The sequence below is a fragment of the Citrobacter sp. Ce104 genome, from assembly GCF_030334595.1.
Lineage (GTDB): Bacteria > Pseudomonadota > Gammaproteobacteria > Enterobacterales > Enterobacteriaceae > Citrobacter > Citrobacter europaeus.
In genome coordinates this window covers 775,587-794,569 of sequence record NZ_JAOWDP010000064.1, presented here as the reverse complement: position 1 = coordinate 794,569, position 18,983 = coordinate 775,587, and the positions used below count along the sequence as shown (strand labels likewise).

The following is an 18,983-nucleotide window of genomic DNA, read 5'->3' as shown; positions in this document are numbered from 1 at the left end:
ATAAGCGCAGCGCATCAGGCATAGTGGATTGCGGCTATTTTGTAAAACCGTTTTGCATACAAATTTGCGCGCTGGTTCTCAGCGTAAAGGCGACCTTGTCCGGGTACTGACTGTAGTAGTTATGCTCTTCTTCCAGCCCTTTGGCCTGCGCCAGGCGTACCGTTTCCAGCGAGCAGGTACGGTAGACCAGGTCTTTATTCATATTGGTCTGCTTTTCGCGCTGTTTATCTGCAGACAGCGCCAGCCAGCTTTCGGACAGGGAGTAATCGTAGACCACCCGATTTCCTTTCGCCTGCACGTTCTCAATGGTAATGAATTCGTCGATTTTCAGCCTTGGCTGCCCACGCATTTTTTTCTTGTCTTCTGCGGCGGCATATTGGGCCAGCGCATTAATATCCATGCTGGCTATTTTCTGCTTATAAATATCGACATAGGCGGCCGGTTGCTGATAATGCTGAGCGTAGGCGTTTCTTAATTCTCCGTCGCTCATCGTACAGCCCGCCAGAAATAAAGGTAATAGCAGTGCCAGTTTTATTTTAGTCATGATGTTATCCCGTTCATTATTGTGGTCCCAGTCGCCCATAACAGAATAGAGAAATGATTACGGGTGATAGTTAAGGTTGTATAAACGAGGACACGATGACACAAGTTCAATAGTCTTAAAATGATGTAACAGGCGGGAAACCCTGCCAGAATTGGCAGGGTTTTTGAACAGACTGATAAAGAATTAATGGCCGATCATGTTTGCTTTCGGGATCAGCTGGAAATACATGTGATCGGGTACCGGTGTATCCCAGACATTGGCATATACAGCGTAACCAATAGTGGCAAACAGAATTCCCAGCACCAGTATTGTCATAGCAACACCCGACAGCGCCGTCTGGCGCCATAATGGTTTACCACCGTTGCCTTGCGCACCTGGCGGTGTCTGCAGGGAAAAGCTCAGCGTTGAGGCTACCGGGCAGGATTCAACGCAGGTCATGCAGCCAGTGCATTCCACTGTTCGCACCTGAATCAGCCTGTCTACCGGGATATTCGACGGGCAGTTTTTCGCGCATTTCCCGCAGTCGATGCAACTGTCGGCATTGCGGCGGATTTTAAACGGTGAGAGCAGCGAGAAAAGCCCAAGCAACGCGCCGTAAGGGCACAGATAACGACACCAGGCGTTGCGAATAAACAGACTCAGAATGCTGATAACCACCACGGAGATAAGCGTGGCGGAGCCAATATGGCGAAAGAAATCGAGCATCTTGACATCGATAATGATGCCATAGGCTGAGGTCAGAAAATATTGGATCCCCTGGGCGGGCATCGACAGGGCGATATACAAGAAGAAGCTCAGCAGCAAATACTTCAGGCTGAGCAGCGGGATATCCAGCCAGCGCGACAACGTGAAGTTGCGACCGAATAATTTTTTGCCCAGATTGCCGAGCAGTTCGGAAAGCGTGCCCACCGGACATAACCACGAACAGAAGGCTTTTTTTAACAACAGGCTGATCAGGATAAACGCAACTAACAGCAGCATGGAGGCGGCATGGATGGGCGGAAGAAAACCGGTCTCCAGCGTATAGCGGATATTCATTAAGCCCGCAATCGGTAGCCATCCCTCAATACCGCCGGGCCTTGGTATATAGACGCTGGTACCGGCGGTTTCGAAATAGCGGACCCAATACCAGAACGTCACGCCAATATAAATATTGATAACCAGCAGGAGAAATTGGGTGGCTTTTCGCCAACTGCTGGCATTGCGCCAGTCATTCCAGGGCAGTTTGCCTCCGGTCGTGCCTGGGCGGCGCTGCCAGCGCGTTCTCTTCTTCCCGTTCATGATTTTATACTGTCCCTCATATTTCCCCTTCTGCATTCAGAAGGCGTCATCACCGGGATATGCTAGCGCTATTCAGATTTGGTGTATTTGATTTGCATCTTATTACGCGGCTGTTATTTTTATCATGCAAAAATACCTGAATAATAATAACAGCCCGATATTTGTCACAGGTCAGATAAATACCCTGAACGGGGTATTTATTTCTCTGCAGGGCAATGGTTATTCCTGATAAACCTCAACGCGGTCACGACCATTACTTTTTGCCTGATAAAGTGCGCGATCCGCTTTATCAACCAGTTGTTTGTAGTCGGGATGATAGTCATATTCGGCAATACCGATACTGACGGTAATAGAAAACGTTTCTGTCGCAGAGGTGGCCATGCGCATCCCGGCAATTTTCATACGCAGCGTTTCCAGAATAATACTGGCCTGCGATTCATCTGACTCGACGAGCAGAATCATAAATTCTTCACCACCGTAGCGGAACACGTAATCGCTGCTACGGATATGATCATAAATAACCGCCGCGACGCTTTTGAGCGTCAGATCGCCGGTATTATGTCCGAAGTTATCGTTAATTTGCTTAAAGTAGTCGATATCCAGCATTGCCAGGCTAAAAGGCTTACGCGCATGTAACGCCAGCGAGATTTCGCGTCGCATGATGGTCGGAATAAAGCGGCGGTTAAGCAATTGGGTCAGCGAATCTTTACCATTTTCCTGCTTAACCAGCGCCTCAAACATTGAGGCGAGCAGGAAATGGATTTTTGCTGAGAGTTGGCGAACATCCTGTAATAAGCTCATCCGTTCGGGCTCTGTCGGCTGATGCTGAGGTGACAGGGTGGTCGTCAGACGAGTGTCGATCTCTGCAATCAGTGATTCCATTTCGTTGAGCAAATTGCTGTTGCCAAGAATATGTTTTCCCTTATGCGAGAACCACATACCAAAATCAGAGTTCGCCAGAAATACCATTTCACCGAAAGGCATTGCGGTGGCAATGTTATAGATAAACTGGTTTTCCCAGTCAGTAAATGAACGGATTTGCCGCTCACGCTCGACGTTAACGTCATCGTAAATAGTCTGCAGACGATACTGCTCCTGAGTATGCAGCGAGTTTTGATGGCTTGGGGAATAGGAGACTGTCATGGCCTCCAGTGCGGTATCCATTGCCAGACTGCTGAAACAGATAGCATCGCTCAGCAGAGAGGACGAATAGTCCGCTTTGGTTTTCAACACCCGATACAGCTCATCTTTGAGCTTACGCGCGCCGCGGTTCACCAGATCGATGGGCAGACCGATGCGGGCATGCACCACGCCAATTTTGCGTTGTTTGGCCAGCAGTTGCGAGAGATCTTCATGCGCGCTGCCAAGGACGCTGCGCAGCCAGTCAAACATGCTGCCGCTGAGGCGGGTACTGACCTGTTCTGTATTGAGGAATAATGCGCTCTGGGCGTGGGAGAGCATATAGTCATAAAAAACGGTTACTAAATGGCGGATCTCTTCATCGCTTAACGATGTCAGGAGCGTGTGAACTTCAGGCGATGTTTGTCGTATCAGCGCCTGCCATTCTGTAAGGAGTAATGTGTCGTTTACCGGTTCAACCTGTTCCATCTCACTGCCACTCAACGTGCGATTAAAAATTCAGGCGGTATTACGGACAATTACCTCACGATGGTCAAGTTAAACTCTCTTATCGATGGCTAATACCTTCATAAATAAGCCTGAGCGCGAAGACACCGATAATGGCGCCAATCACCCGGCTGGCAACCCGCTGGATTCGGCCATAAGCACGGCGCACGGCGGGCAATGAAAACGCCTGACTGAGAAAAATACGCCAGATAACGGAAGACAATATTATGCCTGCCCAGGCCATCAACCTGGCCCACGTTGGCGTGTCAGCGCTTAAGGTGACCGAGAAGATACTAATAAAAAACAGCACGGTTTGCGGATTAGATAAATCCGTTAATAATCCACGGCGGAAAAACACATACCACGGGGCGGAAAGCGGCTGTTGTAACGTTGCCATTTGCGGCGTAGCCTGATGCCGGATGCTGTTCCAGGCGAACCACAGCAGATAGGCGCCGCCGACAATCTTAATCAACGAAAAGATCTCTTCACACTGGGTGATAAGCGTCGCCATACCAAAGAGCCCGAGGCCGGAGTAAAACGCATCGCCTAAGGCCACGCCCAGACCGGTCATGACGCCTGCGCGTCGTCCTGACGCCAGGCTGGTTTGCACCACCACAAACAGATTCGCGCCGGGATTAAAAAAAGTTAAAACAAACAGGCTGACGGTGAGTATGACGGCGTGCAGAGGTTCCATAGACAACGTATCCATTAGTGAGGGCGGAAGCAGGGTCAGCTAACACTATAATTTTAGTATCCACGTCATTCTGCGTATTCACTCACACTGCGCGTTGAAAACGCAGCGCCGCTGCGTTTTGCGTATTTAACGATTAGCAAAATATCTTTATATTTCCGCCTGCTCTGGATCTTTTTATCAGCCTGAACTACTTATTAATCATCCTTGACTCGCGTGTCGAATGTTCAGGGGGCGATGATGGCATATATAACAAAACCTGGAGCTTTTATATGAAAACTGGATATAAAGTACTTATTGGTGCGTTAGCTTTAGTTTTTTCCAACGCCTATGCTGCGGAATTTATGACAAAACTTGAGTTTGAAAAGGTTGAGTCGCAGTACACAAAAATCGGTGATATTTCAACGAGTAATGAAGTTTCTGTTGCAGATGCTAAAGAAGAGCTGCTGAAGAAAGCTGAAGAGAAAGGCGCTGATGTGGTGGTATTAACCTCCGGCCAAACGGATAACAAAATCCATGGCACAGCTAATATTTACAAGAAAAAATAACACGCTGCTGTAAAAAATACGCCACCCGTCGGTCATTGTACTGGCGGGTTTTCTTTTAATCTGCGCCAGAACGTGGTTCTGCTAATTCCGAGATAGCGTGCAGCCGCGGTTTTATCACCATTGAATTGTGCCAGCACCTGCTGCGGCGTCAACGATGTGGATAGCTGTGGGGAGTCAGCAGCAACGACCAGTTCCGGTAACAACTGCTGCAGGAATTGTACATTCAGCTCAGGCTGCGGCTCGACGCTTAAAAACAGCGCCAGACGCTCCATCATATTACGCAGTTCGCGGATATTTCCCGGCCAGCCATAATTGAGCAACGTCGGTTGACTCAGTCCCAGCCCCTTACGCACGGGTTCAGAAAACGGCACATCCAGCTCCGCCAGCGACTGTTTTAAAAAGCCTTCCGCCAGCGGCAGGATGTCGGGCAACCGCTCGCGTAGCGGCGGCAGCTTAAGGCGTAAAATGCTCAGGCGATAAAACAGATCGGTACGAAACTCTCCCTGCTTCATCTCCTGCTCCAGATTACAGTGAGTGGCGCTAATCACACGTACATCGGCCGGAATCGGCTGATGTCCACCTACCCGGGTAACCTCTTTTTCTTCCAGCACGCGCAGTAGTCGGGTTTGTAACGGCAGCGGCATCTCGCCTATTTCATCAAGAAACAGCGTTCCGCCGTGGGCGATTTCAAACAGGCCCGCACGTCCTCCCCGACGGGAGCCGGTAAAAGCGCCATCTTCATAGCCAAACAGTTCAGCTTCCAGCAATGATTCAGTGATTGCCCCGCAGTTGACTGCAACAAACGGCGGCGAGGGCTTCCCGCGGCGATTGTCCTGACGGGTGAAAAACTCACGGTGAATGGCCTGCGCCGCCAGCTCTTTGCCCGTGCCGGTTTCGCCCTGAATCAGCACCGGCGCACGCGAACGGGCGTAGAGCATAATGGTGTGCCGTACCTGTTCCATTTGCGCAGAGTGACCGCGCATATCCCCCAGCGCATAGCGGGTGCGTAGCGTATCGCCAGAGGCGTACTGACCGTTTCTGCGCAGCGTCAGCCGGGTCATATCCAGCGCATCGACAAAAGCCTGGCGCACGGTAGCTGCTGAATAGATAAAAATACCGGTCATGCCTGCTTCTTCCGCCAGGTCGGTGATCAACCCCGCGCCGACCACTGCCTGCGTGCCGCTGGCCTTCAGCTCGTTGATTTGCCCACGGGCATCTTCTTCGGTGATATAGCTGCGCTGTTCAAGCTGCAAATTGAAGGTCTTTTGAAAGGCGAGAAGCGCAGGGATGGTTTCCTGATAGGTAATGACGCCAATCGACGAGGTGAGCTTTCCCGCTTTTGCCAGCGCCTGTAGCACGTCAAACCCGCTGGGTTTAATCAGGATCACCGGAATCGATAAACGGCTTTTCAGATATGCTCCGTTGGAGCCCGCGGCAATGATGGCATCACAGCGCTCGGTGGCCAACTTCTTGCGGATATACGTCACCGCCTTTTCGAAACCAAGCTGAATAGGGGTGATGGTCGCCAGATGGTCGAACTCGAGGCTGATGTCGCGAAACAGTTCGAACAGACGCGTGACCGAAACCGTCCAGATAACCGGTTTGTCATCGTTCACCCGCGGCGGAAGATGCGTATCAACCATAACCAACCCAAAAAGTAAGGAACCGAGTATTAGGGTTTAGTTGTGTTTCATAAATGTTGCAATGAAACGTGATGGAATGTTTCATGAAACGATAGCTGACACGCTTTTGTGCAACACAGAGACAAGGATTGACATTAACATATTGTTTTTAAATTAAAATTCATAAATTAATTAAAAATTAAGGTCTTTGGCATACCCCTTGCTTTAAGTAAATCAACGAATGCTAACAAGTTGATAACAAGAGGACGGGATATGTCTCTACACTCCCCAGGGCTGGCGTTTCGCGCCGCGCTCAGCAAAGAAAATCCATTACAAATCGTAGGCACCATCAACGCCAATCACGCTCTGCTGGCCCAACGCGCCGGATATCAGGCAATTTACCTCTCTGGCGGCGGCGTCGCGGCGGGCTCTTTGGGTCTGCCGGATCTCGGTATTTCTACCCTTGATGACGTGTTGACTGATATTCGTCGCATTACTGACGTTTGCCCGCTGCCGCTGCTGGTGGATGCAGATATCGGTTTTGGATCGTCAGCGTTCAACGTGGCGCGAACCGTGAAGTCTATTGCCAAAGCCGGTGCCGCCGCGCTGCATATTGAAGATCAGATCGGCGCTAAGCGTTGCGGTCATCGCCCGAACAAAGCGATCGTCTCGAAAGAAGAGATGGTCGACAGGATCCGCGCCGCCGTGGATGCGCGTACCGATCCCAACTTTGTCATCATGGCGCGAACCGATGCGTTGGCGGTGGAAGGGTTAGAGGCGGCTATCGATCGTGCCCAGGCATACGTTGAAGCGGGTGCGGACATGCTGTTCCCGGAAGCCATTACCGAACTTGCGATGTACCGCCAGTTTGCCGATGCGGTACAGGTACCGATCCTCGCCAATATTACCGAATTTGGCGCTACGCCGCTGTTCACCACCGATGAACTGCGCAGCGCGAACGTCGCGATGGCGCTGTATCCGTTGTCAGCCTTCCGCGCCATGAACCGCGCGGCGGAAAAGGTTTATAACGTGCTGCGTCAGGAAGGAACGCAAAAGAGCGTTATCGACATTATGCAGACGCGCAACGAACTGTACGAAAGCATCAATTACTACCAGTTCGAAGAGAAACTCGACGCGCTGTACACAAAAAAGTAGCCACGTAGGCCTGATAAGGCGAAGCCGCCATCAGGCAATGCCGGATGGCACTGCGTTTATCCGGCCTGCGTAGCTACTCGCACACCCTCAGCACCCTACATATTATAAAAATGACGAGGACAACATGAGCGACACAACGATCCTGCAAAACAGTACCCATGTCATTAAACCTAAAAAATCGGTTGCGCTGTCAGGCGTCACCGCCGGAAATACCGCGCTGTGCACCGTAGGAAAAAGCGGTAACGACCTGCACTATCGCGGCTACGATATTCTCGACCTGGCGCAGCAGTGCGAATTTGAAGAAGTTGCGCACCTGCTGATCCACGGAAAATTGCCTACCCGCGATGAACTCAACGCCTACAAGATTAAATTAAAAGCGCTGCGTGGATTGCCCGCTAACGTGCGTACCGTGCTGGAAGCGCTACCTGCCGCCTCGCATCCGATGGACGTGATGCGCACCGGCGTCTCCGCGCTGGGCTGTACGCTGCCGGAAAAAGAGGGGCATACCGTTTCCGGCGCGCGCGATATTGCCGACAAGCTGCTGGCGTCGCTCAGTTCAATCCTTCTGTACTGGTATCACTACAGCCATAACGGCGAGCGCATTCAGCCGGAAACCGACGATGATTCCATCGGCGGCCACTTTCTGCACCTGCTGCATGGCGAAAAGCCGTCGCAAAGTTGGGAAAAGGCGATGCATATTTCGCTGGTGCTGTATGCCGAGCATGAATTTAACGCTTCCACCTTTACCGGTCGCGTGATTGCAGGGACCGGCTCCGATATGTATTCCGCCATTATCGGGGCGATTGGCGCACTGCGCGGGCCGAAACATGGCGGAGCGAATGAAGTGTCGCTGGAGATCCAGCAGCGCTACGAAACGCCGGACGAAGCTGAAGCGGATATCCGTAAACGCGTTGAAAACAAAGAGGTGGTGATTGGCTTTGGCCACCCGGTTTACACCATCGCCGACCCGCGTCATCAGGTGATTAAACGCGTGGCGAAACAGCTTTCACAGGAAGGCGGTTCACTGAAAATGTACAACATCGCCGACCGCCTGGAAGAGGTGATGTGGGAAACGAAAAAGATGTTCCCGAACCTCGACTGGTTCTCGGCGGTTTCCTACAACATGATGGGCGTCCCCACTGAAATGTTCACTCCGCTGTTTGTCATCGCCCGCGTCACCGGCTGGGCGGCGCACATCATCGAACAGCGCCAGGACAACAAAATTATCCGTCCTTCCGCCAACTATACCGGCCCGGAAGATCGCGAATTTGTCGCGATTGAAGAACGTTGCTAATACCAAACCTCGAAAGATAAAAAACAGGAAATGTACCCTATGTCTGCACATATTTCGAACGTCCGCCCGGAATTTGACCGTGAAATCGTTGATATCGTTGATTACGTCATGAACTACGAAATCACCTCGAAGGTGGCGTATGACACCGCGCATTATTGCCTGCTGGATACCTTAGGCTGCGGCCTGGAAGCGCTGGAATATCCGGCCTGTAAAAAACTGCTGGGGCCGGTCGTCCCCGGGACTGTGGTGCCGAACGGCGTGCGCGTTCCGGGCACCCAGTTCCAGCTTGACCCGGTGCAGGCGGCGTTTAATATCGGCGCGATGATCCGTTGGCTGGACTTTAACGACACCTGGCTGGCCGCGGAATGGGGCCATCCTTCCGATAACCTCGGCGGTATTCTGGCTACGGCTGACTGGCTGTCGCGCAATGCGGTGGCGGTGGGGAAAGCGCCGTTAACCATGAAAAAAGTGCTCACCGGAATGATTAAAGCCCATGAAATTCAGGGCTGTATCGCGCTGGAAAACTCTTTTAACCGCGTAGGTCTCGATCACGTCCTGTTGGTCAAAGTGGCCTCGACGGCGGTGGTTGCCGAGATGCTTGGCCTGAGCCGGGATGAAATTCTTAACGCCGTGTCGCTGGCATGGGTCGACGGCCAGGCGCTGCGTACCTATCGTCATGCGCCAAATACCGGCACGCGTAAATCCTGGGCGGCAGGCGATGCCACCTCGCGTGCGGTACGTCTGGCGCTGATGGCGAAAACCGGTGAGATGGGATACCCGTCCGTACTGACGGCGAAAACCTGGGGCTTTTATGACGTCTCTTTTAAAGGTGAGTCGTTCCGCTTCCAGCGCCCGTACGGTTCTTACGTAATGGAAAACGTGCTGTTTAAAATCTCCTTCCCGGCCGAGTTCCACTCGCAGACTGCGGTAGAAGCGGCAATGACGCTATACGAGCAACTGCAGGCCGCAGGTAAAACGGCGGCGGATATCGAAAAAGTGACCATTCGTACGCACGAAGCCTGTATCCGCATCATCGATAAAAAAGGTCCGCTTGATAACCCCGCGGATCGTGACCACTGTATCCAGTATATGGTTGCCGTTCCGCTGCTGTTCGGACGTTTAACGGCGGCAGATTATGAAGACGGCGTGGCGCAGGACAAACGCATTGATGCCCTGCGCGAGAAGATCACCTGCTTTGAAGATCCGGCGTTTACTGCCGATTATCACGACCCGGAAAAACGCGCCATCGCCAACGCCATCACCCTGGAATTCACCGACGGTTCACGTTTTGAAGAAGTGGTAGTGGAATACCCAATCGGCCACGCGCGCCGTCGTAACGACGGCATGCCGAAGCTGGTCGAGAAGTTCAAAATCAACCTGGCGCGTCAGTTTCCGACCCGTCAGCAGCAGCGCATCCTGGATGTCTCCCTGGACAGAACTCGCCTGGAGCAGATGCCGGTCAATGAGTATATGGATTTATTTGTTATCTGAAACCCGACTCATCAGGCGTAAGTTCAACAGGAGAGCATTATGTCTTATAGCGAGTTTTATCAACGTTCGATTACGCAGCCGGAGTCGTTCTGGGCCGAGCAGGCCCAGCGTATTGACTGGCAGCAGCCGTATACACAGGTACTGGATCACAGCAACCCGCCGTTTGCCCGCTGGTTTTGCGGCGGCACGACCAATCTGTGCCATAACGCCATCGATCGCTGGCTGGACAAACAGCCCGAGGCGCTGGCGCTGATTGCGGTGTCATCAGAAACCGAAGAAGAACGCACGTTTACCTTTCGTCAGCTGTATGACGAAGTGAACGTCGCGGCGGCGATACTGATGTCGCTGGGCGTACAGCGCGGCGATCGGGTACTGGTTTATATGCCGATGATCGCCGAGGCGCACATTACGCTGCTGGCCTGCGCGCGCATTGGGGCGATCCATTCGGTGGTGTTCGGTGGTTTCGCCTCGCACAGCGTGGCGGCGCGCATTGACGACGCCCGACCGATGGTTATCGTTTCGGCGGATGCCGGGGCGCGCGGCGGCAAGATCCTGCCGTATAAAAAGCTGCTCGATGATGCGATCGATCAGGCGCAGCACCAGCCGCGTCATGTGGTATTGGTCGATCGCGGTCTGGCGAAAATGGCGCGGGTCGAGGGGCGTGACCTTGACTTTGCCGCCCTTCGCCAACAGCATCTCGGGGCGCGGGTGCCAGTTGTCTGGCTGGAATCAAACGAAACGTCCTGCATTCTCTACACCTCCGGGACAACCGGCAAACCGAAAGGCGTCCAGCGCGACGTTGGCGGCTATGCAGTCGCACTGGCGACCTCGATGGACACCATTTTCGGCGGTAAAGCAGGCGGCGTGTTCTTCTGCGCGTCGGACATCGGCTGGGTGGTTGGACATTCCTATATCGTGTACGCCCCGCTGTTGGCGGGGATGGCGACGGTGGTTTACGAAGGGCTGCCAACATATCCGGATTGCGGGGTGTGGTGGAAAATTGTTGAGAAGTATCAGGTCAGCCGGATGTTCTCGGCCCCGACCGCCATTCGCGTACTGAAGAAATTCCCGACCGCGCAAATCCGTAATCACGATCTTTCCTCGCTGGAAGTGCTGTATCTGGCGGGTGAGCCGCTGGACGAGCCGACCGCCAGTTGGGTCACGGAAACGCTGGGCGTCCCGGTTATCGACAACTACTGGCAGACCGAATCCGGCTGGCCGATTATGGCGATTGCCCGCGGGCTGGACGACAGACCGTCGCGGTTGGGCAGTCCTGGCGTGCCGATGTATGGCTATAACGTGCAGTTGCTCAATGAGGTGACCGGTGAACCTTGCGCGGTGAACGAGAAGGGGATGCTGGTGATTGAAGGGCCACTGCCGCCAGGCTGTATTCAGACCATCTGGGGGGATGACGCGCGGTTTGTAAATACTTACTGGTCGCTGTTTTCCCGCCAGGTGTACGCCACCTTTGACTGGGGGATTCGTGACGCGGACGGCTATTACTTTATTCTTGGTCGGACAGATGACGTCATCAACGTGGCCGGGCACCGGCTGGGGACGCGCGAGATAGAGGAAAGCATTTCCAGCTATCCAAACGTCGCCGAAGTGGCGGTAGTTGGCGTGAAAGACGCACTGAAAGGGCAGGTAGCGGTCGCGTTTGTCATTCCGAAACAGAGCGACAGCCTGGAAGACCGCGACATTGCTCATTCGGAAGAGAAGGCGATTATGGCGCTGGTGGACAGTCAAATTGGTAACTTTGGCCGTCCGGCGCACGTCTGGTTTGTATCGCAACTGCCGAAAACACGCTCCGGCAAAATGCTCAGACGAACGATTCAGGCGATCTGCGAAGGCCGCGATCCTGGCGATCTGACGACCATTGACGATCCCTCGTCGTTACAGCAAATCCGTCAGGCGATCGAGGAGTAGCGTCGTGTTATGCCCGGTGGCGCAATGCTTACCGGGCCTATGTTCTAATCAACTTTCTTATACGGTCCGTGATAGTAATCAAACGGTGCATACACCGTATCGGCCACGAACGATAACGGCACATCAACAAACAATAGTGCTAAATCGAAATAGTTATAATCGTAAGCGCCCGGGTTTTTTAGTTTATCAATATCATGGTGCATACCCACGTAATACGTATCTGAATCCTCACCTGCCGTGCGTGCATCAATGCTGCCGCATCCTGAAAGTAATACGCTGATAAAGAGCGTTGTTACCGCAACCGTCTTTTTGCTCATGCTATGACCTGGCTTCTCGCCCCGTTTTATCATAACGGTAAAAAAGCGGCTGGTTGTCCTCGGAACTTAAACTACCAGGTCAGGATACATCATGTGAGGATTGCACATCGTAGGCCGGATAAACCACGTGAGTGGTGCATCCGGCATGACGGTTTAAATTGACGGATCCACTTTATAATTTTGGTAATAGTACTCTCTATCTCGTTCGTTAATGTTTCTTATTACCCGGCAAGGAACCCCCACGGCTACGACATCTGGCGGAATGTTTTTTGTGACCACGCTCCCCGCGCCAATAACGGAATTATCGCCAATCGTTATGCCCGGGTTGATGACTACGTTACTGCCAATCCATACGTTATTGCCGAGGGTGACCGGAAAGGAAAACATCTCTCCGGATTTCCTTAATTCGTGGTGAACAGGGTGACCCGTTACCGTGATCGTGACGTTTGGCGCAATTAAAACGTTATCGCCAATGGTGACCGTGTAATCATCCACAATGGTAAAGTTAAAATTGGCATAGAAATTTTTGCCAATGTGAATATTGCTGCCGTAGGAGAAATAAATGGGGGGCTCGATCCACGCATTCTCTCCCACGGTGGCAAACATTTCACGAATCAGTCTTTCCCTCTTTTCAACCTCCGATGGACGCGTATGGTTAAATTCATACATTAACTCTTTTCCGCGCAGTCTCTCCTGCGGCAGTCCCTCGCCCATATCGGTAAACAGCTTGCCTGCTTTTATTCGGTCTCTTATCGACATGCTCATCGAAGATATTCCCTCTGTGTCATTGGTCTTCAGGCTTGTTTACTTGCTGGAGTGAAAACGCGGGAAAACGGTCCCGGCCCGCTAAGGGTGAATACGGAAATTAGCGTGAAGCTCAGCGCAATGATCCCCAGCACCAGATACGCCCCCTGGAAACCAATGCTTTCATACATTTTTCCGGCCAGAACTGACATGAAAATCATGGCTAACTGTTTGAAGAAGCAGAAACACACCAGGTAAATCGTGGCCGAGAAACGCACTTCAAACTGACTGGTGATGTATTTGAAGCAACCGACAATCAGGAACGGTATCTCGAACATATGCAGCGTTTTGAGGATCACGACCTCCAGCGCAGTGGTGGCAAATGATGAACCAATGATCCGCACCGACATGATCGTACCGGCCAGCAGCAGGGCGTTCTTTCCGCCGATGCGGTTCACAATCAGCGGCGCAAAGAACATGATCGAGGCGTTGAGCAATTCCCCCATCGTCGTGACGTAGCCAAACACGCGGGTACCCTGTTCGCCGGTGGCAAAGAATGAGGTAAAGAAGTTGGCGAACTGCTGGTCAAATACGTCATAAGTGCAGGAAACGCCGACCACGTACAGGGAGAGGAACCAGAGTTTCGGTTGTTTGAATAATTCCAGCGCCAGCTTAAGGCTGAATGCCGAGTTGTTGGCACCTACCGCATCCGCGACTTTTGCTGAAGAGGGGGCATCTGTTTTTGAAAAGAGCAGCAGCAATGCCAGAATGACCGCACAGCCAGAACCTAACCAGAAGACAAACTGGTTATTGATGGTGAACATAATTCCGGCAATTGAGGCGCACAGCGCCCAGCCCACGCAGCCAAACATGCGCGCGCGACCAAATTCAAAGTTGCTTCGGCGGCTGGCCTTTTCAATATAGGCTTCAATCGCCGGAGCGCCGGCATTGTAAATAAAGCCAAGATAAATCCCGCCGACAATCGAACCCAGTAAAATATTAACCTGTAATAACGGGCCAAAAACGTAAATAAAGAACGGGGCAAACATTACCAGCATTCCGGTAATGACCCACAGCAGGTGTTTACGCAGGCCAAGCTTATCGGAAAGCAGTCCGAAAATTGGCTGGAATAATAACGAAAACAGTGAAATACAGGCGAAGATTATCCCGGTGTCACCTTTACTGATCTGATTTACATCGTGTAACCAGATAGGGAAGAAGGGGAAATAGGCACCCATAATGAAAAAGTAAAAGAAGAAGAAAAAGCCGAACATCCAAAAGTTAGTGTTTTTTAAATAATACATAACAGACTTCCTCAGGAAAAATAAGGGCAGGTCATAACCTGCCCATTATTATTATGTTTAACCCCAGATAACCTGGTAGTGATAACGTCCGGCGCTCAGCTGAAATTCCGGCGACACAGAAGGACTCCACGAATCATCGCCGCCGACGCCCATATGGAAGCCATCAATATTGAGCCAGGTGCCCGCCTCAGGTTGCAGCAGATGGCGGTGGCTGGTTTCCATCAGTTGCTGCTGGCTAAAGCGGCTGATGTTGAACAGGAAGTCTCCGCGCCACTGGTGCGCGCCGTAGTGCAGTTCACGCGTGCCGCAGCGCAAACCGTTTTCGCCCGGGAAAACATACGGGGTGTACATCTCATCTAGCGACAGATCCCAGCGATCGAAACAGGCGGCACTCAGGCGATCCGGGTAGTTCTCATGCGGACCGAGACCTAACCAGTTCACTCGCTCTGCGACCTGCGACAGTTGGCAGCTCAGGCCGATACGTGCCGGATGCGGCGTACCGCTGGCAACGTCGACATCCACCGTTATTTGCATTTCACCCTTGCCGTCGATGCGGTAGCTTTTTCGGCTGACGAACAGCGTTTCACCCTGATACTGCCACGCATGTTCGGTGGCGATCAGTACCGCATTGCTCAGCGTGTCGGCAGCACAGTGCAGTAACGTTGCTTCGACCTGATAATGACCAGCAGCCTTCCAGCGTTCAATCCAGGCATTAGGGTCGATGCGGGTTGATTCGCTCACGCCGATATCGTTATCCAGCGGCGCGCGGGTGAACTGGTCGGTCAGTGGGGTTAACAGTTGGGCTTTATCGCCAATCCAGTACTGTGTCAGCAGGCCAGACTGACGGTCGAATTGCCAGCGCTTGTTATCGTTCTCAACGGTAAAAACGTTTTCGCTAACGTTAAGCTGTGGCGCGAAACAGTGAGTTGGCAGCCGTGCCAGGCTGAGTTTTTCTTCCAGCTTCCACTGCTGCCAGGCGCTGATATGCCCGGCGTCTGACCATGCGGTTGCCTGAGGTTGTTCTACGCGCACCGTCAACCACAGCTGGCCAGCGGTTTCCGGCATCGGGACATCAGGCAGGGTAATCACCTGGCGGCCCTGTGGGGCGATATCCAGAACGATTTCTCCGGCGGCCAGCGGATTGCCGTCCTGAGCTATCGACCAGTGCAGAACTTCGTTATCGCTGCGGCGGAACAGATATTCGCTGGTCACTTCAATCTGGCGTTCAGCGCCCGGCAGTAACGTGAACTGGAAGAACTGCTGTTCATGTTTGGCCTCGTATAACGCCGGATGCGGAGTGCGATCGGCGAATACCAGTCCGTTCATGCAAAACTGACGATCGTTAGGTGTGTCGCCAAAGTCGCCACCGTAGGCTGACCATGCCTTGCCGTTATCATCATATTTAATCAACGACTGATCCACCCAGTCCCAGACAAACCCGCCCTGCAGGCGCGGATACTGACGGAACGCTTGCCAGTATTTGGCGAAGCCGCCAAAACTGTTGCCCATGGCGTGGGCGTATTCGCAGAGGATCAGCGGACGCTGCTCGCCGGGCATCGACAGCCACTTTTTAATCGACCATTTGGGGACTGCGGGGAAGGGCTGATCCTGATCTACGCGGGCGTACATCGGGCAAATAATGTCGGTCGCCGCGGTATTTGCGCCGCCGCCTTCATATTGTACCGGGCGAGACGGATCTGCTGATTTTATCCAGCGGTAGAGTGCGTCGTGATTGACGCCATGGCCGGATTCATTGCCCAGTGACCAGATGATAATGCTCGGATGGTTGCGATCGCGTTGTACCATGCGCGTGACGCGCTGGCTCATGGCAGGCAGCCAGGCGGGATCGTCGGTGAGGCGGTTCATCGGCACCATGCCATGGGTTTCAATGTTGGCTTCGTCGACGACATACAGACCGTAGCGATCGCACAGGGTGTACCACAACGGATGGTTCGGGTAATGGGAGCAGCGCACGGCGTTAAAGTTATTCTGCTTCATCAGCAGAATATCCTGCACCATCGTCGCCTCGTCCATCACCTGGCCGTTGACCGGATGGTGCTCATGACGGTTGGTGCCGCGAATCAACAGCGGCTTACCGTTAAGTAACAGCAGGCCGTTTTCAATACCAACCTGACGAAAGCCTACGTCACAGGCTTCCGCTTCAATCAGCACTCCGCCCGCGGTGCGTAACTGCACAACGCCGCGGTACAGATTGGGGGTTTCGGCACTCCACAGCGCCGGCTTTTCGACGTTCATACGCAGGGTAACCCGGTCATGATAAGCGCCGCGTTCATCAATAATCTCGCTGCCGAGTGGGGAGGTCGTTTCGTGAGTGAGCGTTTCACCTTCCCACAATTGCAGGGTGACGCGTAACTCTTCGCTCGCGTTGCCCGCCACTCTGACTTCCGCCTCCAGCACGGCGCGGCTGAAGTCGTCGTTAAAATGGGTGTTAATACGCAGGTCGCAGATTTGCACAGTGGGCTTATGCAGCAAAGATACGTCGCGAAAGATCCCGCTCATGCGCCACATGTCCTGGTCTTCCAGATAACTGCCGTCGCTCCAGCGCAGCACCATCACGGCCAGACGATTTTCGCCGCGTAACAGATAATCGCTAAGATCGAACTCCGATGGCAGGCGGCTATCCTGACCGTAGCCGACCCAGCGGCCGTTGCACCACAGATGAAACGCGGAATTGACGCCGTCAAAAATAATGCGTGTCTGACCTTCATCTAACCACGCGTCTTCAATATTGAATGTGAGCGAGTAACATCCTGTCGGGTTCTGTGCCGGAACGTACGGAGGATTAACCGGGATTGGGTAGGTGACGTTGGTATAAATTGGCGCATCGTAACCGTCCATCTGCCAGTTAGAGGGAACGTTGATAGTGTCAGCCTGTGGCAGATCGCTTGTCAGCCAGCTTTCCGGCACTGCTTCCGGCGCGGGAAACCAGGCGAATTGCCACTGGCCATTCAGCGAACGTAACTGAGTCGAGCGCTGATTAGTACGCGCATCATCCGCTGAGCGCCAGCTACAGAACGGCGGGTGCGCCTCCAGACGGTTGAGCTGCGAGACGCCGGGATTTTCCCAGTCGCGACGTTTCAGAACAGCGGAGAGTGAATCAGTGTTCAGGTTCATAACGGTATCCTGTTTGAATTTGTTATTCGCTCACAATTTCAATCAAAATACGAATAAGCGATCCCAACTGTAAAGGATAGGGCGTTCAATGAGTGAACTGACTCACACAATTGTTATGCGTTCACAATCTTGGTGTGAGCTGAGAAACTTGCCGTGCCAACTGGATCAGTGAATCTGCCAGCGCCTGGGGAGAGGTGGTTTGGGTATCGGGTGGCAGAACCGTTTTGCGCTTAACCAGGGTTACGGGCAGCAGTTGGTTGCCCACGGTCGATTCGCCACGGGGAAGTTGCAGCAGCCTGTCGACGCTGGTTTCACCCAATAACGGAAAATCTTGCCTGATGGTGGTCAGGGGTGGAATGTAGCAGGCGCTGTCCTCAGTGTCATCGTAGCCGATCACTGAGATATCCACCGCCACCCGCAGACCAAACTCGCTGATTGCCCGCATCGCGCCCAGCGCCATCTGATCGTTCGCGACCAGCATGGCGGTGGGGAGGTTACCGTCATTAAGCATATGCAGCGTTTGCTGAAAACCGGACATCGCGCTCCAGTCGCCTTCCAGCTCCGCGGTGGGTTGCAGCTGGTAGTGCGCCAGATATTTGTGCCACCCCGCATGCCGAAGCCTTGCCGAAACAGAAGTGTGCGGCCCGCTCAGCAGGGCGATCCGTTGATGTCCGTGCTGCACCAAATGCTCAACGCCGAGGCGCGCGCCGTCGTCATGGGAGAAAATCACGCTGTTAATTGGCGTCTGGTCAGAGACATCAAGAAACAGCACCGGCACCGTACCGCAGGCGGCAGCCACGGCAATGGCGTCTTCTTCATCCAGTGGATAGTTGATGATAAGCCCGGTTACGCGTTGAGAAAGCAGGTTATGAACCGCGGCTTTACATGCCTCAACGCCGCTGCGCTCGACCATGGCGATCACCACGCTGGCACCCGACTGGTCGGCGCGGGATTTTATGGCGGCAACGATTTGCGACGGGGCATGCAGGGCAAGGTTCGCCGTCACGACGCCAATCAGCGGCGTCTGTTTTCCCGCCAACTGTTGTGCGACGCGGTTAGGGATGTAATTGAGCTCCGCCATCGCGGCCTCAACTTTCTGTCGGGTTTTTGCGGAAACGTGGCTGGCCTGATTCACGACGCGCGAGACGGTCTGGTAAGAGACTCCTGCATGGTCTGCCACATCGTATAGCGTTACCGGTTTCACGTTTATCACCCCTTTCATGACGTTATCTGCGCGCTATGATGCCACAGCGGGACGGTTTTGGGGGATTTGCGCATGGGTTCTGCGAGGCGCATTCCAGGGTT

15 protein-coding genes are annotated in these 18,983 nt (G+C 53.2%); 5 read left to right on the top strand and 10 right to left on the bottom strand.

The annotated features are described in order from the left end of the window. Positions 1 to 34: 34 nt before the first annotated feature. The 4 genes from OGW16_RS14330 to OGW16_RS14315 all read right to left on the bottom strand — a co-directional run bounded on the left by OGW16_RS14330 (position 35) and on the right by OGW16_RS14315 (position 4,145). Complete coding sequence (locus tag OGW16_RS14330; protein ID WP_223306664.1) at positions 35 to 544, bottom strand: hypothetical protein; 510 nt, start codon at positions 542 to 544, stop codon at positions 35 to 37. Positions 545 to 727: 183 nt separating this feature from the next. Then, positions 728 to 1,825, bottom strand: a complete 1,098-nt coding sequence (locus OGW16_RS14325) for a 4Fe-4S binding protein (RefSeq protein ID WP_286518547.1) — start codon at positions 1,823 to 1,825, stop codon at positions 728 to 730. A gap of 219 nt (positions 1,826 to 2,044) precedes the next feature. Continuing rightward, positions 2,045 to 3,433: a diguanylate cyclase gene (locus OGW16_RS14320; RefSeq protein WP_286518546.1), complete on the bottom strand. Its 1,389-nt coding sequence runs from the start codon at positions 3,431 to 3,433 to the stop codon at positions 2,045 to 2,047. Positions 3,434 to 3,512: 79 nt separating this feature from the next. After that, complete coding sequence (locus tag OGW16_RS14315) at positions 3,513 to 4,145, bottom strand: LysE family transporter (protein WP_043015327.1); 633 nt, start codon at positions 4,143 to 4,145, stop codon at positions 3,513 to 3,515. Positions 4,146 to 4,414: 269 nt separating this feature from the next. Between OGW16_RS14315 and yahO the strand changes: the two genes are divergently transcribed. Then, positions 4,415 to 4,690, top strand: a complete 276-nt coding sequence (yahO, locus tag OGW16_RS14310; RefSeq protein WP_003830901.1) for a DUF1471 family periplasmic protein YahO — start codon at positions 4,415 to 4,417, stop codon at positions 4,688 to 4,690. A gap of 32 nt (positions 4,691 to 4,722) precedes the next feature. Here yahO and prpR read toward each other — a convergent pair whose 3' ends face one another. Continuing rightward, positions 4,723 to 6,333, bottom strand: a complete 1,611-nt coding sequence (prpR, locus tag OGW16_RS14305) for a propionate catabolism operon regulatory protein PrpR (protein ID WP_286518545.1) — start codon at positions 6,331 to 6,333, stop codon at positions 4,723 to 4,725. A gap of 252 nt (positions 6,334 to 6,585) precedes the next feature. Between prpR and prpB the strand changes: the two genes are divergently transcribed. The 4 genes from prpB (at position 6,586) to prpE (ending at position 12,178) form a co-directional block, all read left to right on the top strand. After that, positions 6,586 to 7,467 carry a methylisocitrate lyase gene (gene prpB, locus OGW16_RS14300; protein ID WP_043015329.1) on the top strand — a complete coding sequence of 294 codons (882 nt, stop codon included), beginning with the start codon at positions 6,586 to 6,588 and terminating at the stop codon, positions 7,465 to 7,467. Positions 7,468 to 7,591: 124 nt separating this feature from the next. Then, on the top strand, positions 7,592 to 8,761 hold the full coding sequence (gene prpC / locus OGW16_RS14295) for a bifunctional 2-methylcitrate synthase/citrate synthase (protein WP_043015330.1): 1,170 nt from the start codon (positions 7,592 to 7,594) through the stop codon (positions 8,759 to 8,761). A gap of 39 nt (positions 8,762 to 8,800) precedes the next feature. Beyond that, complete coding sequence (locus OGW16_RS14290; RefSeq protein WP_286518544.1) at positions 8,801 to 10,252, top strand: bifunctional 2-methylcitrate dehydratase/aconitate hydratase; 1,452 nt, start codon at positions 8,801 to 8,803, stop codon at positions 10,250 to 10,252. 39 nt (positions 10,253 to 10,291) lie between these two features. Then, the gene (prpE, locus tag OGW16_RS14285) at positions 10,292 to 12,178 is read left to right on the top strand and encodes a propionate--CoA ligase (RefSeq protein ID WP_286518543.1); all 1,887 of its coding nucleotides are present in this window, start codon (positions 10,292 to 10,294) and stop codon (positions 12,176 to 12,178) included. A gap of 44 nt (positions 12,179 to 12,222) precedes the next feature. Here the strand turns inward: prpE and OGW16_RS14280 are convergent, their stop codons facing one another. The 5 genes from OGW16_RS14280 to OGW16_RS14260 form a co-directional block, all read right to left on the bottom strand. After that, complete coding sequence (locus OGW16_RS14280; protein ID WP_286518542.1) at positions 12,223 to 12,495, bottom strand: YceK/YidQ family lipoprotein; 273 nt, start codon at positions 12,493 to 12,495, stop codon at positions 12,223 to 12,225. 153 nt (positions 12,496 to 12,648) lie between these two features. After that, the gene (gene lacA, locus OGW16_RS14275; RefSeq protein ID WP_043015334.1) at positions 12,649 to 13,260 is read right to left on the bottom strand and encodes a galactoside O-acetyltransferase; all 612 of its coding nucleotides are present in this window, start codon (positions 13,258 to 13,260) and stop codon (positions 12,649 to 12,651) included. Between the two features lie 29 nt (positions 13,261 to 13,289). Continuing rightward, positions 13,290 to 14,543, bottom strand: a complete 1,254-nt coding sequence (locus OGW16_RS14270) for an MFS transporter (protein ID WP_043015335.1) — start codon at positions 14,541 to 14,543, stop codon at positions 13,290 to 13,292. Positions 14,544 to 14,600: 57 nt separating this feature from the next. Beyond that, positions 14,601 to 17,678 (bottom strand): beta-galactosidase, encoded by a 3,078-nt coding sequence (locus OGW16_RS14265; protein ID WP_286518541.1) that lies wholly within the window; start codon positions 17,676 to 17,678, stop codon positions 14,601 to 14,603. Positions 17,679 to 17,799: 121 nt separating this feature from the next. Next, entirely contained in the window at positions 17,800 to 18,891 is a 1,092-nt protein-coding gene (locus OGW16_RS14260; RefSeq protein ID WP_123915733.1) for a LacI family DNA-binding transcriptional regulator, read from the bottom strand. Between the last annotated feature and the right edge of the window lie 92 nt (positions 18,892 to 18,983).